The following is a 13,974-nucleotide window of genomic DNA, read 5'->3' on the forward strand; positions in this document are numbered from 1 at the left end:
ATGGTCGTGCGCCGGGCCGGCCCTTACGAGGGCGTGTCGTGGCGACGTTGCGCCGTCTTGTGGGGGTCGGCCGCGGCGGGTGGCCGGCCCTGCCGAGGGGTGTCGTACGCGGGACGATGACCGCCGCGCAGGGCCGAGGCGAGTGCTGAGACCACGGCCATGCCCGCGGCGACGCTGAAAACGATGGTCAGACCGTGGTGGAACGGGCCGGAGACCAGGTGAGGGAAGAAGGTGTGGCCGGTCAGCGCGGCGTGCTGCGCCGCGGAGAGGTGATCGAGAGTTCCGCCGGATCTGAGCAGGTGGTCGACGGGGTTATTGCCGAGGAATGTGGCGAACAGGGTGCTCACCGGTGGCAGCGACGCGGCATGCTCGGCCGCGCCGACCGGCACGCCGTGCGCCTGGAGCCCGCTGCTCAGCGCCCTCGGCAGCGAGGACGCGAGCCCGGAGACCATCAGGGAGAAGAACACGCCGATGGACAGGGCGGTGCCCGAGTTCTGGAAGGTGGAGCGCATGCCCGAAGCGACTCCCCGGTGCTCCGGCGGCACACTACCCATGATCGAGGACGTGTTCGGCGAGGAGAACATGCCCTGGCCCAGCCCGTTGAGCAGCAGCAGTGCCGCGAACAGCCCGTAGTAGAAGTTGACCGGCAGCGCGAGCAGCCCGAGGAAGGAGGCCGCGACGAGCGCCAGACCGGCCGTGGAGAACAGGCGGGCGCCGAACCGGTCCGACAGATAGCCGGACAAGGGACCTGCGATCAGGAAACCCAGCGTCAGCGGCAGCATGAAGATGCCGGCCCACAACGGGGTGTCCTCGAAGGCATAGCCGTGCAGGGGTAGCCAGATGCCCTGCAGCCAGATGATGAGCATGAACTGCAGTCCGCCGCGTGCGATCGCGGTCAGCAGCGCGGCCAGGTTGCCCGCGGCGAACGCGCGCACCTTGAACAGGGCCAGGTTGAACATGGGCTCGGCGACGTGCGCCTCGATGTAGCAGAAGAGGAGCAGCAGGACGGCGCCGCCGATCAGGCCGGCGAGTACCCATGGGTTTCCCCAGCCGGTGGCGTTCGATCCGTAGGGCTGGATGCCGTAGGTGATGCCGGCCAGCAGGATTCCGGCGCCCGCCGCGAAGGTGAGGTTGCCCAGCCAGTCGATACGGCCGCGGCGGCCCGCCGCGGTCTCCCGCAGGCTCAGGTAGGACCAGATCGTGCCGGTGATGCTGACGGGGACGCTCAGCCAGAACACGGCGCGCCAGTCGACGGCGGCGAGCAGGCCGCCCGCGACGAGGCCGAGGAACTGGCCCGCGAGCGCGGTGATCTGGTTGATGCCGAGGGCCATGCCGCGCTGCCGGGCGGGGAAGGCATCGGTGAGGATGGCGGCCGAGTTGGCGGTGAGCATCGAGCCGCCGAATGCCTGCACGATCCGCCAAAGGATCAGCCACAGGGCGCCCGCCCCGGCGCGGAACGGGTCGAGGGAGAGCGCGACGGAAGCACAGGCGAAGATGAGGAAGCCGAGGTTGTAGATCCTGACCCGGCCGTACATGTCGCCGAGCCGGCCGAGGACGACGACGAGCACCGCCGACACCAGCAGATAGCCCAGGATCATCCAGAGCAGGTAGCCGATGTTGCCGGGGGCGAGCGGGTCCAGCCCGATGCCGCGGAAGATGGCGGGCAGCGAGATGATCACGATGGAGGCGTCCATCGTCGCTATCAGCACCCCGAGTGTGGTGTTCGACAGGGCGACCCACTTGTAGCCCGGCCCCGGGGGAGTGCCCTTCCGGCGCGCTGAGCGCAGGGAACTCAGCGCGGACGGGCCGCCGCCCCGCGGATGGTCCCCGTGCCCGTCGCCGGTAGCGGGGGTGCGCGCGGTCACAGCCGCTCCGCCAGTCGGGCGAGGAGCGGCAGGGCCGACGCGAGCGCGGCGCGCTCCTCGGGGGTGAACTCGTCGAGGGCGGCCCAGAGTCGGTGGACCGAATCGGAGCGCCGCTCCGCCAGCATGGCTCGTCCCTCCTCGGTGATCGCCATGCTGCTCCGCCGCCCGTCTTCGGGGTCGGGGGTACGGCGGACGAGCCCGCGCTGTTCAAGCATGGCGAGTGTGCTCGCCATCGCCTGCGGGCGTACCCGCTCCATGTCGGCGAGGGATGTCGGGGATTCGGGACCGTCGGCGGCGAGTCGTGCGAGCACCGACACACCGGAGAGCGACACGTCCCCCACGGCGTGAGCCTGGCGCAGCCGCCGAGTCACGCGACTCACCGCGAGCCGAAGGTCGGACGCGAGTCGGGCGGTGTCGCTCGGGCCGTCGGCGTGAGCGGGGCCTGTTTCTGGATCCACCTTCATAAGTACTAACGCTAGACTTATCAGTCTGAGCTGTTCAACCAAGTGTTAGTAATGTGCGAGGTGCGCGGAAGACGCCGACGGGGCAGGCGCGTCCGGGCATTCCCACGGGCTCCTGAACTCCGCGCTCTTGAGCGGGAGTGCCTCGGCGAGCGCCTTTTGACCGGGGCTCTGCCCGCGAGGACGCGGAGGGCTCCCACACACCCGCGGCCGCATCGTCGAGGGTGCGCCGTGACGCATGCACTCGTACTGGGCCCAGGGCTTTCCGGGGGGCCGTGTCACACCCCGGAACGGCGCTCCCCGGCACAGCGCGGTCTGGCACGGGGGATGGCGGAGCCCGCAGGCTGGTTCCTGTGGTGAAGATCCGCAAGAAGTCGGCAGGCCGGCAGCTGGGTCTCGGTCGGAATGCGCCGGAGGCCCCTCACGGGCACTTGAAGAACGCACGGAGCGACAACCATGAGTCACACGAAGCCGGGGGTCCGGGAGACCGAGCATGCCGCGCACTGACACGGTCGGGGCGCCGACGGCCGACGGTCGTGCGGGGAGCGGCGGGGCCACGTTCGCGTTCGACGCCATCGGCGCCCGCTGGCGGATCGACACCGGCGAGCCGCTGGGCGGCGGGCTTCGCCGCCGTATCGAGGAGCGGATCGAGCGATTCGACGCCACGTACTCGCGCTTTCGATCCGACTCGCTGGTGTCCCGGATCGCGGCGGCGCCGGACGGGGGCCGGTTCACCTTCCCCGAGGACGCGGTCCGCCTCTTCGGCCTCTACGACCGTCTCTTCACGGCCACCGACGGGGCCGTGGATCCACTAGTCGGACGGTACCTGGAGCTTCTCGGCTACGACGCCGGGTACTCACTCACGCCGGCACCCGACGATGTGCGGGCCGCGCATCACGCCCAGGGCGGACCGAGGTGGGCGACGGACATCGTACGGCGCGGGCGGACGCTCATCACCCGCCGCCCGCTCGTGATCGACGTCGGCGCGGCCGGTAAGGGCCACCTCGTCGACATCGTCTCGGAGATCCTCCGGACCGACGGGGTGAACCGCTTCGTCGTGGACGGGAGCGGCGACCTGCGGCACGCGGGCGGCACTGGCATCCGAGTCGGGCTGGAGCACCCGCTGGATCCGGGCCTCGTGATCGGCGTCACGGACCTCTGCGACCGGGCCCTGTGCGCGTCGGCGGTCACCCGGCGGGCCTGGGGCGAGGGCCTGCATCACGTGGTGGACCCCAGGACGGGTGTCCCGACTCGCGACGTGATCGCCACATGGGTCGTCGCGGACCGGGCGGCCGTGGCCGACGGACTGGCGACGGCGCTCTTCTTCACCGACGCGCATCGGCTCGCGGAGGTGTTCCGATTCGCCTACGTGCGGATGTTCGCCGACGGCCGCGCCGAGATTCGAGGAACTTCGATGGCGAGCTCTTCGCCTGAGGCGCCGTCCGTCTGAACGCGGCGGGTGTGCGCCCGACCGCACCAGCACCAGCACCAGCAGGAGAACAGACATGCCGGCCCTGAACAGGAAGATCGCGACCGCGACGATGGTGGGAATCTCCGTCTCCGCGGCCGTCGTCGGCTGCTCCTCGACGGATACGACGCCCAAAGGTGGCTCCCGGTCGCCCTCCGCCACCGACAGCGCCAGATCTTCCTCCGTGGGGAGCGCCCGTTATGAGGACGGTCGCTACAAAGCGGATGGTCAGTACGGAGGCCAGCCGTCGAGCATCGGAGTGTCCGTCACCCTCGACGACGGTGCGATCACCGCGGTCACGGTCACTCCCCACGCGACGAACGCGACGTCGCGTGATTACCAGGAGCGTTTCGCCGACGCGGTTCCGAAACTCGTCGTCGGCAAGCGGATCGACGAGGTGAACCTCGATCGCGTCGCCGGGTCGAGCGGTACACCCGATGGGTTCAACGCCGCGATCGAGCGGATCAAGGACGAGGCGTCGGACTGACACAGCGCACGTCCAACCGGGCACCGAGCACCGGGCACCGGGCGCACGCGCAGCGCCACCTTCACCTCGAGAGCGAGATGACCGGGCGCTCGGTCTCGTGTGCGGCGAGGGCCGCGACGGTGGCGTGCACGGCCGGTACTGCCGAACGCGCCGCCGACGAACGGGGAGATCAGAGCCAGGTCGCGAGCCCTGCCGGGGAGAGGGCGTGTTCGACGGCGTGGTGGCCGCCGCCGAGCAGGCCGAGGTCCGCATTGAGGGTGGTGGTCTCGATGCGGATGCGGTGGGTGGCCTGGGCCCGGGCGCGTTCGTGGACGACGCTGCGGATGCCGGCCAGCAGATCGTCCTGGAGGGCGGCGAAGGCTCCACCGATCACGATGAGTTCGGGGTTGTGGAAGCAGACCATGATGGCCAGCACCTCGCCGAGGCGTCTGCCTGCCTCGCGCACCGCGCGCAGGGCTCGGGGGGTTCGCCCTGCTGGCGAGGCGGATGACGTCGTTCTTCTCCCTTACGGGAAGGCCCTCCTCGGCGAGCTGGGCGGCGATGGCGGTGCCGTTGACGACCGCCCGCAGGCAGCCGGAGTTGCCGCAGCCGGTGCAGAGCTGGTCACCGTAGTCGGTGCCGCGCAGTCTCACATAGGGACTCACACCCGGATGGACACAGCAGAGCCCCGCTCCCGGAGCGGGAACGGGGTTGCGGTGCACGGGGCTACAGGTCGGCGAACGGGGGGCAGATGTACGTAACGGCGACGAGGCGCAAGCGGGGGAGTGGCAGGACCAGCATGAACCCGTCTTCCAGGACCGGGAGGCGCCGCACGCCGCCTGTGACTCCTGGCCTCGGGCCGTCTCCGATGGCCGTGACATCGATGCCCATCTCGGCCAGGTCCACGAGCTGCCCGGCGAGCCGCTCCACTTCCGCAACCACGCGCTCGGGTAACCCCCTTCGCGACATGCTCGTAGTCGGGTTCGTACTCCCACCGCCACCGCTGCCCGGCGTCCTCGGTCACCCGGCGCTCCGCCCGTCGATGCAGGCTTCAGCCGCCGCCTCCGTATGGATGGCTGCAACCTCGGCGGCGATGGCACGCCCCTCGGCCAGCTCCTCCACCTGCCCTGCGGTGGCCTCCAGCTCGCTCAGGCGCACGGCGCGGGCAGGCACACGCTCGATTGCCACTGTGAGCGCCCACCGCCGTAGGAACCGGCGCATGGGCGCCGCGTCGACCTGACTGCGGGCCGCCTCGACCGCAGCCGTCCGCTCGGCGTCGAACGCGGCCACCTGGTTCGGCGCAATCTGCACCAGAGCCGCGCGCAGGTCCTCCGCCGTGGTCTTGGGTTGCGGGATCAGGGGCCTGTGCCCGTCCGCCGCTGTTTCGCTCATGCCGCCACGCTCCCTGTGCCTCCGGAGGGAGCTGCGGTGATCCGCAGCTCGATACGCCCCTCGGCGTACTCCCGCAGCAGTACCTCACACAGCAGCCCGAACCCAGGGTCGCCTCCTCGGCGGTCCCGCTCCTGCCTCTTCCACCTGGTCTCTGCTCTCTCACACACGTTTTCGTCGAGGTAGGCGCGGCATCCGCCACGCTCCGCCGTGCCGAATGTGCTGCCGGCCGGAACGGGTGCGTCGAGCGACCCCTCGGCGTATGCCGTCAGGAGCGCCTCGAGGATCCGTGAGCGAGCGCGGGCCAGGCCGTCGTCCTCGGCACGCTTCTTCACCTGCCCCTTCCACAGGCCCGTGTCCATCCAGACCAGGCGGCCAGGGCGCGCCGTGCTGTCGGCGGCTCTCACATCTCCTCCATCGGGCGCCGGTAACGGTGATCCACCTCGGCAAGACTAGACTTTCAGGGTCTAGTAATCAACGCTCCGGGCCGCCTTGCTGATCCGGGGTGCGGGAGTAGGACGCGGTCGACGCCTGGCCCGGAAAGGGCCCAAGGAGAACAGAGAACCATGTCCGCCCTGAACAAGAAGGTCGCGACCGCCGCCATGCTCGGCGTCTCCGCCTCCGCCGCCGACGAGTGGAAGGGAGCGAGCCCGCGGCGCGCCCGTCCTCATCGCCCGCTTCGTCGTCCGACCTGAACTCCGGCTTCACCGACGGCACTTACCGTGCGACGGGCTGGTACGGCGGCCAGCCCTCCAGCATCGATGTGACAGTCACCCTCGACGACGACATCATCACCGACGTCGAGGTCACCCCGAACGCGACGATTCCGACCTCGCTTGACTACCAGGAACGCTTCACCGAGGCCATCGCCGAGATCGTCGTCGGCACGGAACATCGACGAGGTGCGGGTCTCCCGCGTGGCGGGTTCCAGCGGTACCCCTGACGGCTGCAATGACGCCCTCGACCGGATCAAGGCCGAGGCGTCGAATGACGGCGGCGGCATGGTGCTGCTCGTCTTGCTCGACACCGGCAGTGAGTATGCCGCTCACGTGCTGCCCGCGCTCATCGTGCTCGGCCTCGGCCTGGGAACCATCATCGTGATGTCCATTCAGCTCGGAACCCACGGTATCGAGCCCACCGACGAGGGCGTGGCTTCCGCAACTGCCAACGCCTCGCAGCAGTTCGGCGGCGCAGTGGGGACGGCGCTGCTGAACACGGTCGCCGCCTATGCCTGACACGCGCCCGGCAAAGCCCGCATCGCGCCCTCACGACGCGGGGCCTGGCGTTCGGTGAGGGCGCGGGCCTGGGAGACCAGTGCCGGGTCGGTGGGCAGTTCCCACAGGGCGACCCGGTCCGCTTCCAGAGCCCGGGGGCGGGCAAGGAGCAGAGCCGCGTCGTCCCGGCGGCGGTCCGACCCCGGGGAGGCCACCACGGCATCGCCAAGCTGCTCCAGCGGCCGGTCGGGGGCGGCTACGGTACGGGCCAGCCGGTCGAGCCCGATGTCGATGTCCTGCCCCGGGGCCTCGATGAGGCCGTCGGTGATGTCGACGTACGTCTGGCACATTCCCAGAAGGGCCCCGGCCGGGTCGGTCAGCCGGCAGGGGCACCCGGACCACGCACGCTCATGATCCGGATCCGTCGGAAGGCGGCCACGCACGTGGAAGTCGACCACTGGCTCACCGGTGCCCGCACCCGACACAGGAGTTCCTCGATCGCCGTGAGGTTGAAATCGGGTGTGTCGTCACCGATGCGTCGGCCGATCAGCCGCTCCGCGGGGACGCCGCTGTCGCGCACCGCCGTGGCGTTCACGCTCCGGTATCTCAGCTCATCGTCCATGAGGGTCACAGAAATCGAGGACTGGCTGAACAGCGCTTCCAAGATCGCCCGGTCGACCCTCTCCTGCTCCGCCTCCTGCGCGTCGCGGGCGTCGACAAGCCAGCCGGCCCGGCCGACCTCGCAGAGCACCGGGCGCACGCGCAGCGCCACCTTCACCTCGTGCCCGTCGCGGTGCCTCAGGCCCAGCAGCACACCGTACCAACCGTGCCCAGCCGAAGACCGTTCCCATGCGGTCAGCACCGTTTCGCGGTCCCCTGGGGCGGCCAGCGGATTCCCCTGTCCCCACGAGAAGAGAATCCAGCTCGGAGCAGTGGAACCCGGCGTCCACCCGAGACGACACCCGGCCGTCGACGGAGTCGGGGGCCCGTTTCGTTGTCGCTGGCCGAGGGTGGGCAGGCTGAAGGGCCCATCAGAAAAGATCGAGGCTAGTAACATTGCGGGACTACTTTTGACTTAAAACTACCACCGGGATCACCGGGGAGGAGAAGCAGTGTCTGACCAGGGGAGTCACGTCACCTTCCAGCATGGGCAGGAGTTCCTGGCCGCGATCTCCGAGCGCTGGAACTACCAGATCCTGCGGGAGGTGTTCTTCGGTGTTGGCCGCTTCGGCGAGATCAAGCGGGCTCTGGGTATCTCGGCGAACATCCTCACCGCGCGCCTCAACGGCCTGACGGAGTTGGGCCTGCTCACCAAGCGCGCCTACCGCTCCGACAAGCCGTGGTACGAGTACCAGCTCACCGACAGCGCCCGCGAGCTTGTCGTCCCCGCCATCGCGGCCATCACGCGGTGGGCCGAAACCTATGCGACCGATACCGACGTCACGCACCACCCGCTGATGCACACGACGTGCGGCAACCCGACCAGTCCGTACCTCGCGTGCAGCAGCTGCCATCAGCCGGTCGAGGCTTCGACCCTGCGGCCGACGTCCACCGAGGAAGGCGGTGCCGGTCAGCGCGAGGGGTCCGCTTCCGCGGCGCCGGGCGGTCACGGTTCGAGCTCCCACTGATCACCTCGATCTGAAGGCGGGCAGGCCTAGTAGCGTTTTGGAACTAGTAGCGTTACGCTACTAGCAACTGAACGTTTCCTTGGTCATGGAGGACCGATCATGACGACGAACTGGCTCGAAGGGGTTACCGAGAAGCTGATCCCCACCTCACTGGGTCTGATCAACGTGCGTGTCGGCGGCCGTTCCGACGGCCCCGCCATGGTGTGCTGGCCGAGCCTGATGATGGACGGCACCATGTGGCAGTACCAGTACGAGCACTTCGCCCCGACCCACCGCGTTGTGCTCATCGACAGCCCCGGACACGGCAAGTCCGACGCGCTGCGCAAGATCATCGATCTCAAGGACTGCTCCGACGTGCTCGTCGAGATCCTCGACGCGCTCGGCATCGACAAGTGCATTCTGGTGGGCAACAGCTGGGGCGGCATGCTCGCCGGGGTCTTCCCGGCCCACTACCCGCAGCGGACCGCGGCGGCGATCGGCATCAACTGCACCGCCTCCCTGCCCACGACCGTCGAGAGCATCTGGGCCACCGCACTGTCCACGTTCCTCTCGCTGCACTCGAAGATGCCGCCGCTGGCTGCCAAGGCCGCCCGCGCCGCCTTCGCCGGCCCCACCGCCGAGGCCACCAACCCCGAGTTCACCGAGTTCACCGAGTTCGTGCTGCGCGACGACCCGAAGTCGGTGGCGTGGGCGCTGCGCAGCATCCTCATAGGCCGCAAGGACGAGCACCGCCGCCTGAACACCATCGGGAACGTGCCTGTCCTGATCATCGCCGGCGAGGAGGACAGCCAGTTCCCTGTGCACGTGGTGCGGAAGATGGCGGACGCCATCGAGGGCAGCACTTTCCGTGTGCTCCAGCACACCGCCCACCTCGCCGCCCGCGAGAACCCCGAGGGTGTCAACGCCGAGATCGACGCCTTCCTTGCCGCTCTGCCCGCCACGGTCTGATCGGGAGTCCACACATGGAAGACAACGCACGGGCGACGGCCGTGCCCGGCTGGGTCCTGAAGTTCATGGATGCCATCGACACCCTGGAGTTCGGCGAGGGCTTCGCGCCGCTGACCGAGGACACCGACATGTTCTTCGGCACCGCACACCTTCACGGCGTCGATGCCATCAAGGCGTTCTTCGTCAAGATCGACGAGCCGCTGATCATCACCCATGAGGTCCTGGAGTTCTGGTCCGCGGGCGACGGCGTCCGCCTGCTGCGCGGCGAGGCGACGATGGCCAAGAAGAGCGATCCGGACCAGGTGGTGCGGGCTCCGTTCATGCACATCTTCTACCTCGACCAGGAAGAGCCGGTCCGCATCCGGACACTCCGCGTCACCGCGGGACCGCTTGAGACCGACGCCGTGATGTGACCTCGCTCCGGGGTCTGCCGGCGAGTGCCCCGGGCCCCGGAACCGAGGATGGCGAGACCGGACAGGACGAGCACTGTCCGGTCTCGCCTCACTGCGGGGATCGGCCGACGATCCCCCGCAGGGACCACGACGCCCGCCACAGGGGGCGGCGGGGCGAGGGCTGCTTCGGGGTGCCCGCCCCGGCGCAGGCGCGAACCCACCCGAGCCAGCACTACCAGCATGCTTGTATTCGACTTCGCTCGCTTATATTGTGTAAGCATGCTTACGGACGGGCGAATTTCAGGTTCCCTCACCGCGAAGGTCGGTCAATGACGACTCTGTCCCTTCCCGACGCCCGCGCACTCGTCGCGGCCGCGCTGACCACATGCGGTTATTCCGCCACCGACGTCGAGACCATCGCCGACCACCTGCTCGACTGCGAACTACGCGGGCTGTCCTTCGGCGGGCTCGCCCGCGCGCTGTCCATAGCGGAGCGACGACGCACAACCGAGAGGCCGCCGCAGCCGATCCGGATCGTGGCCCAGACGCCGGTGTCCGCCACCGTGGACGGCGGCGACCAGGTGGGCTACCTCGTCGGCATGCACGCACTGGAGCTTGCCGTGGCGAAGGCCCACGCCCAGGGAGTCGCTGTCGTCGGCGCACGTAACACCTGGTACACCGGGATGTTCTCGTACTACCTCGAAAAGGCCGCGGCAGTCGGCCTCGCCGGGATGGTCGCGGGCAGCGGGCCGGCGGTGGTGGCCCCGCACGGCGGCACCGAGGGCCGGTTCGGCACCAACCCGATCGCGTTCGGTTTCCCGGCCACCCCGGCTCCCGTCATCTGGGACATCGGCACCTCCACCGTGATGTACGGGGAGGCGAAGCTGAAGGCGCGGCTCGGGGAGAAGCTGGCTTCCGGCCATGCCTACGACGCGGCCGGAGCCCCGACGCTCGACCCGGCCGCCGCGCTCGAGGGCGCGTTCGGCGTGTGGGGCGGCCACAAGGGCTCGGGGCTCGCTCTGGTCGTCCAGTTGCTCGGCATGATGTCAGGCGCCGCTGCTGATCCGTCCGGTGTTTCGGATTGCGGCTTCTTCATCGTGCTGTTCGATCCCGGTGCGCTCACCGACGCTGGCGACTACCGCCGACGGGTCGCGGCCTTCGCCGAATCGGTCCGCGCCACTCGTCCCGTCCAGGGCGGCAGCCCGGTCCGGGTGCCGTTCGACCGCTCGGTGGACTGCCGGGACGAGACGCTCCGGCGCGGCACCATCGACGTGCCCGAAGCGGTGGTCACGGCCTTGCGCCGGGAGGCCGCAGGTGTCTGAGGACGGCGCTCGCCGGCTCGGAGTTGGCCACCGCCCGGGCCGAACTGCGGACACGCCGGCCGCACCATTTCGCCCGGCACGAGGCCTGGCTCGCCCGCCCGCCCCGCTCCCGTAACGGATTCCACGCAGAAAGCTGAGGAAGCCATGATCGAATTCTTCACGGGGCTGCAGCCCCTTCAGGCTGGCGAGACCGATCCCGACCGAATGATCTCCAGGATCAAGGAACTGGACCGCTCGAAGGCCATTGACCGGGTCCTCGTCGGATACTCCTCCACCTGGCCGCACAACCACGCCACCGCACCGTTCGCGCTTGCGGCGTCGGAGAAGTTCTCGCCCATCGTCGCGCACCGCCCCGGGGTTATGGCGCCGGTGGCCGCCGCGCGCTACTTCGCCACCCTCGACGTGCTGGCCCGCGGGAGGCTCGCCGTCAACGTGGTCGTCGGCGGCTCCGACAAGGATCTGCGACGTGAGTCGGACGACCTGCCCAAGGCCGGACGGTACCGGCGGGCGGTCGAGTACCTCGACCTCGTGCGCCGCGCCTGGACCGAAACCGAGCCCTTCGACCACCACGGCGAGTACTACACGGCCGAGGCGGTGAAGCTGCAGACCAAGCCGGTGCAGGGCCAGGTGCCGATCTTCATGGGGGGCGAGAGCGCCGACGCCGTCGACTTCGGCGCCCGCCACGCCGACCTGTACATGCTCTGGGGGGAACCGTTCGCCGGCACGAAGGAACGCATCGACCAGGTCACCGCGGCGGCCCAGAGCTATGACCGCCCGATGCGGTTCTCGCTGAGCCTGCGCCTGTTCATCGGTGACACCGACGAAGACGCCTGGGCCCAGGCCCGTGCCGTGGAGCGGCAGATCGCCGAGGCCGCCGGAACGTCGACCTTCCTGCGCTCGTCGTCGACCGACACCTCCGTCGGGCGGCAACGGGCGCTCGCGCTCACCGACCACGAGTTGCACGACGACTGCTTCTGGACCGGGCTGACCAAGCTCCTGGGCGGCTTCGCCAACTCCCAGGCGCTGGTCGGCACGGAGGAGCGCATCCTGGACACCCTCGGCCGGTACCGGGACCTCGGAGTCGACACGTTTCTCGTGACGACTGGCGCGGAAGCGGCGTGGGACCCGTCGTTGGAGGGTTTCCTGGCCCGGGCGAAGAAGGAGCTGGCATGACGCCCACCATCGCCCGGGGCAATGGCGCCCCGGGCCTGGAGAGCTTCTCCGATCTCGCCGACGGCACGGTCGGCGGCCTCATCGCCGCCCGCGCCGAAGAACATCCGGACAAGCCCGCGCTGGTCTTCGAGGACAGCGAACTGGCCTACGGCGCACTCGACGCGGCGGTCACAGACGTGGCGCGCGGTCTCCTCTCGGTAGGTGCCGCCCCGGGCAGCTCGGTGGGGATCCTCCTGCCCAACCGGCCCGAATACCTGCTCGCCTGGCTCGGAGCGGCCCGTGCCGGCCTCATCGAGGTCCCGATCAACACCGCCTACAAGGGCTCCTTCCTCGACCACGCGATCCGCAGCACCGGTGTGCGCGTGCTGGTCACCGACGCGGCCCTGCTGGAACTCGTCGCCGACCTGCCCGAAATACCACCGACACTCAAGACTGTCGTGCTGATGGACGGCGACCGGCCCCACCGCATCCCGCCTGCGGTGACGGTACAGACCTGGAACGACCTGCTCGCAGTCGGCGATCCGGTGGCGGACCTCCCCGGCGTCGCGCCTAAGGACCCGGTCGCGACCATGCTCACGTCCGGAACGACCGGGCGGAGCAAGGGCGTGGTGTACCCGCACCTGATGCAGCTGGTCGCCGCGCGCGAGTGCGCGGTGCAGATGGCCACGACCGCCGATGAGCGGCTCTACACATGTCTACCGCTGTTCCACGGTGCCGCGCAGATCAACATATCCATGCACGCCTTCTACGCGGGGGCCACCGTGGTCCTCGGGCGCCGGTTCAGCGCCAGCAGGTTCTGGGACGAACTGCGCACCCACCGGGTCACCCAGTTCAACGCTCTCGGCTCTGTTCTGCCGATGCTCCTGGCGCAGCCCCCGTCCGACCGCGATCGCGACCACCGGGCGACGAAGGTGTTCGCCGCACCCGCCCCGCCCCAAGTGCTCCACCCCTTCGAGGAGCGCTTCGGCGTACACGTCGTCGAGGGCTACGGGCTCACCGAGATCAAGAACGTTCTCTACAACCCCCTTGGCGCCCGGAAGGTCGGCTCGCTGGGCCTGCCCACCGAATCGTCCCTCCTGGAGATCCACGACGAGTTCGGGAACCGTGCCGCGCCGGGCCAGGCCGGGGAGATCGTGTACCGGCCCCGCCTTGCGAACATCATGTTCTCCGGCTACCACCGCGATCCCGAAGCGACGCTCGCGACCATGAAGGATCTCTGGTGGCACACCGGCGACCTGGGCTACACCGACGAAGACGGCTACTTCTACTTCATCGACCGCAAGAAGGACGCCCTGCGTCGCCGCGGCGAGAACATCTCCTCCCACGAGGTCGAGTCGGTCCTGCTGGCCTACCCCGGCATCGTGGCCGCTGCCGCCGTCGGCACGCCGTCGGAGCTGGGCGAGGACGAGGTCCTCGCCGTCGTGCAGCTCGAACCCGGCCACGAGCCGGACCACACGGGCCTGTTCGCTCACTGCGACCGGTCGATGCCGCACTTCATGGTCCCCCGCTACTACCGCTTCGTGGACCGGCTTCCCGTCACACCCAACGGCAAGGTGCGCAAACACCAGTTGCGTGACCGGGGGAGCGCCGATGCCTGGGACGCGCTCGCCGCCGGGCTCAAGCCCACCCGCCACGCCTGAGGAAACGC

General features: G+C 69.4%; 18 protein-coding genes and 1 pseudogene. 11 read left to right on the plus strand and 8 right to left on the minus strand.

Annotated features, from left to right (window positions below; genetic code table 11):
- Positions 1-23 precede the first annotated feature (23 nt).
- Entirely contained in the window at positions 24-1,865 is a 1,842-nt protein-coding gene (locus STRVI_RS20310; RefSeq protein ID WP_014057555.1) for an MFS transporter, read from the minus strand.
- On the minus strand, positions 1,862-2,206 hold the full coding sequence (locus STRVI_RS20315; RefSeq protein ID WP_251982675.1) for a MarR family winged helix-turn-helix transcriptional regulator: 345 nt from the start codon (positions 2,204-2,206) through the stop codon (positions 1,862-1,864). The genes STRVI_RS20310 and STRVI_RS20315 overlap by 4 nt, the downstream gene beginning before the upstream one ends.
- A gap of 613 nt (positions 2,207-2,819) precedes the next feature.
- Here STRVI_RS20315 and STRVI_RS20320 point away from each other — a divergent pair.
- A complete protein-coding gene (locus STRVI_RS20320) occupies positions 2,820-3,776 on the plus strand; it encodes an FAD:protein FMN transferase (RefSeq protein WP_014057557.1) in 957 nt (318 codons plus the stop codon).
- Positions 3,777-3,831: 55 nt separating this feature from the next.
- Entirely contained in the window at positions 3,832-4,281 is a 450-nt protein-coding gene (locus STRVI_RS20325; protein WP_014057558.1) for a hypothetical protein, read from the plus strand.
- Between the two features lie 169 nt (positions 4,282-4,450).
- Here STRVI_RS20325 and STRVI_RS46395 read toward each other — a convergent pair whose 3' ends face one another.
- From STRVI_RS46395 to STRVI_RS20345, 4 genes are all read right to left on the minus strand, one after another.
- Positions 4,451-4,735 carry an ROK family protein gene (locus STRVI_RS46395; RefSeq protein ID WP_123060285.1) on the minus strand — a complete coding sequence of 95 codons (285 nt, stop codon included), beginning with the start codon at positions 4,733-4,735 and terminating at the stop codon, positions 4,451-4,453.
- Positions 4,736-4,986: 251 nt separating this feature from the next.
- Positions 4,987-5,202 (minus strand): hypothetical protein, encoded by a 216-nt coding sequence (locus STRVI_RS20335; RefSeq protein ID WP_353477041.1) that lies wholly within the window; start codon positions 5,200-5,202, stop codon positions 4,987-4,989.
- Between the two features lie 78 nt (positions 5,203-5,280).
- Positions 5,281-5,652, minus strand: a complete 372-nt coding sequence (locus STRVI_RS20340; protein WP_014057560.1) for a DUF6247 family protein — start codon at positions 5,650-5,652, stop codon at positions 5,281-5,283.
- Complete coding sequence (locus STRVI_RS20345; RefSeq protein WP_014057561.1) at positions 5,649-6,056, minus strand: hypothetical protein; 408 nt, start codon at positions 6,054-6,056, stop codon at positions 5,649-5,651. The genes STRVI_RS20340 and STRVI_RS20345 overlap by 4 nt, the downstream gene beginning before the upstream one ends.
- Positions 6,057-6,215: 159 nt before the next feature.
- On the opposite strand from STRVI_RS20345, the gene STRVI_RS55580 reads away from it, so the two are divergent.
- The 3 genes and pseudogenes from STRVI_RS55580 to STRVI_RS53510 form a co-directional block, all read left to right on the plus strand.
- Positions 6,216-6,344 (plus strand): hypothetical protein, encoded by a 129-nt coding sequence (locus STRVI_RS55580; RefSeq protein ID WP_286012056.1) that lies wholly within the window; start codon positions 6,216-6,218, stop codon positions 6,342-6,344.
- Positions 6,345-6,412: 68 nt separating this feature from the next.
- On the plus strand, positions 6,413-6,592 hold the full coding sequence (locus STRVI_RS53505; RefSeq protein ID WP_208949150.1) for a hypothetical protein: 180 nt from the start codon (positions 6,413-6,415) through the stop codon (positions 6,590-6,592).
- A gap of 55 nt (positions 6,593-6,647) precedes the next feature.
- Positions 6,648-6,881: pseudogene (locus tag STRVI_RS53510) on the plus strand (hypothetical protein); the annotation flags it as partial.
- On the opposite strand, the gene STRVI_RS20355 reads toward STRVI_RS53510, so the two are convergent.
- Together STRVI_RS20355 and STRVI_RS20360 are read right to left on the minus strand one after the other, a co-directional pair.
- A complete protein-coding gene (locus STRVI_RS20355) occupies positions 6,875-7,213 on the minus strand; it encodes a SpoIIE family protein phosphatase (RefSeq protein WP_043236191.1) in 339 nt (112 codons plus the stop codon). The pseudogene STRVI_RS53510 and the gene STRVI_RS20355 overlap by 7 nt on opposite strands.
- A 26-nt stretch (positions 7,214-7,239) precedes the next feature.
- Complete coding sequence (locus tag STRVI_RS20360) at positions 7,240-7,677, minus strand: hypothetical protein (RefSeq protein ID WP_043236194.1); 438 nt, start codon at positions 7,675-7,677, stop codon at positions 7,240-7,242.
- A gap of 298 nt (positions 7,678-7,975) precedes the next feature.
- Here STRVI_RS20360 and STRVI_RS20365 point away from each other — a divergent pair, with 298 nt between their 5' ends.
- The 6 genes from STRVI_RS20365 (at position 7,976) to STRVI_RS20390 (ending at position 13,966) form a co-directional block, all read left to right on the plus strand.
- Entirely contained in the window at positions 7,976-8,491 is a 516-nt protein-coding gene (locus STRVI_RS20365; RefSeq protein WP_014057562.1) for a winged helix-turn-helix transcriptional regulator, read from the plus strand.
- Positions 8,492-8,590: 99 nt separating this feature from the next.
- Positions 8,591-9,439 (plus strand): alpha/beta fold hydrolase, encoded by an 849-nt coding sequence (locus tag STRVI_RS20370; RefSeq protein ID WP_014057563.1) that lies wholly within the window; start codon positions 8,591-8,593, stop codon positions 9,437-9,439.
- 14 nt (positions 9,440-9,453) lie between these two features.
- A complete protein-coding gene (locus STRVI_RS20375) occupies positions 9,454-9,852 on the plus strand; it encodes a hypothetical protein (protein WP_014057564.1) in 399 nt (132 codons plus the stop codon).
- Between the two features lie 308 nt (positions 9,853-10,160).
- Positions 10,161-11,153: an Ldh family oxidoreductase gene (locus tag STRVI_RS20380; protein WP_014057565.1), complete on the plus strand. Its 993-nt coding sequence runs from the start codon at positions 10,161-10,163 to the stop codon at positions 11,151-11,153.
- Between the two features lie 144 nt (positions 11,154-11,297).
- On the plus strand, positions 11,298-12,326 hold the full coding sequence (locus STRVI_RS20385) for an LLM class flavin-dependent oxidoreductase (RefSeq protein WP_014057566.1): 1,029 nt from the start codon (positions 11,298-11,300) through the stop codon (positions 12,324-12,326).
- Positions 12,323-13,966, plus strand: a complete 1,644-nt coding sequence (locus STRVI_RS20390) for an AMP-binding protein (RefSeq protein ID WP_014057567.1) — start codon at positions 12,323-12,325, stop codon at positions 13,964-13,966. Before STRVI_RS20385 ends, STRVI_RS20390 begins: the two co-directional genes overlap by 4 nt.
- Positions 13,967-13,974: the final 8 nt, after the last annotated feature.

The sequence above is a fragment of the Streptomyces violaceusniger Tu 4113 genome (assembly GCF_000147815.2).
Lineage (GTDB): Bacteria > Actinomycetota > Actinomycetes > Streptomycetales > Streptomycetaceae > Streptomyces > Streptomyces violaceusniger_A.

Excerpts from the sequence above, each read along its gene's own strand:
- STRVI_RS20320 (WP_014057557.1), top strand. The coding sequence starts at position 2,820 with ATGCCGCGCACTGACACGGTCGGGGCGCCGACGGCCGACGGTCGTGCG.
- STRVI_RS20325 (WP_014057558.1), top strand. The coding sequence starts at position 3,832 with ATGCCGGCCCTGAACAGGAAGATCGCGACCGCGACGATGGTGGGAATC.
- STRVI_RS20340 (WP_014057560.1), bottom strand. The coding sequence starts at position 5,652 with ATGAGCGAAACAGCGGCGGACGGGCACAGGCCCCTGATCCCGCAACCC.
- STRVI_RS55580 (WP_286012056.1), top strand. The coding sequence starts at position 6,216 with ATGTCCGCCCTGAACAAGAAGGTCGCGACCGCCGCCATGCTCGGCGTC.
- STRVI_RS20355 (WP_043236191.1), bottom strand. The coding sequence starts at position 7,213 with ATGTGCCAGACGTACGTCGACATCACCGACGGCCTCATCGAGGCCCCG.
- STRVI_RS20370 (WP_014057563.1), top strand. The coding sequence starts at position 8,591 with ATGACGACGAACTGGCTCGAAGGGGTTACCGAGAAGCTGATCCCCACC.
- STRVI_RS20375 (WP_014057564.1), top strand. The coding sequence starts at position 9,454 with ATGGAAGACAACGCACGGGCGACGGCCGTGCCCGGCTGGGTCCTGAAG.
- STRVI_RS20380 (WP_014057565.1), top strand. The coding sequence starts at position 10,161 with ATGACGACTCTGTCCCTTCCCGACGCCCGCGCACTCGTCGCGGCCGCG.
- STRVI_RS20385 (WP_014057566.1), top strand. The coding sequence starts at position 11,298 with ATGATCGAATTCTTCACGGGGCTGCAGCCCCTTCAGGCTGGCGAGACC.
- STRVI_RS20390 (WP_014057567.1), top strand. The coding sequence starts at position 12,323 with ATGACGCCCACCATCGCCCGGGGCAATGGCGCCCCGGGCCTGGAGAGC.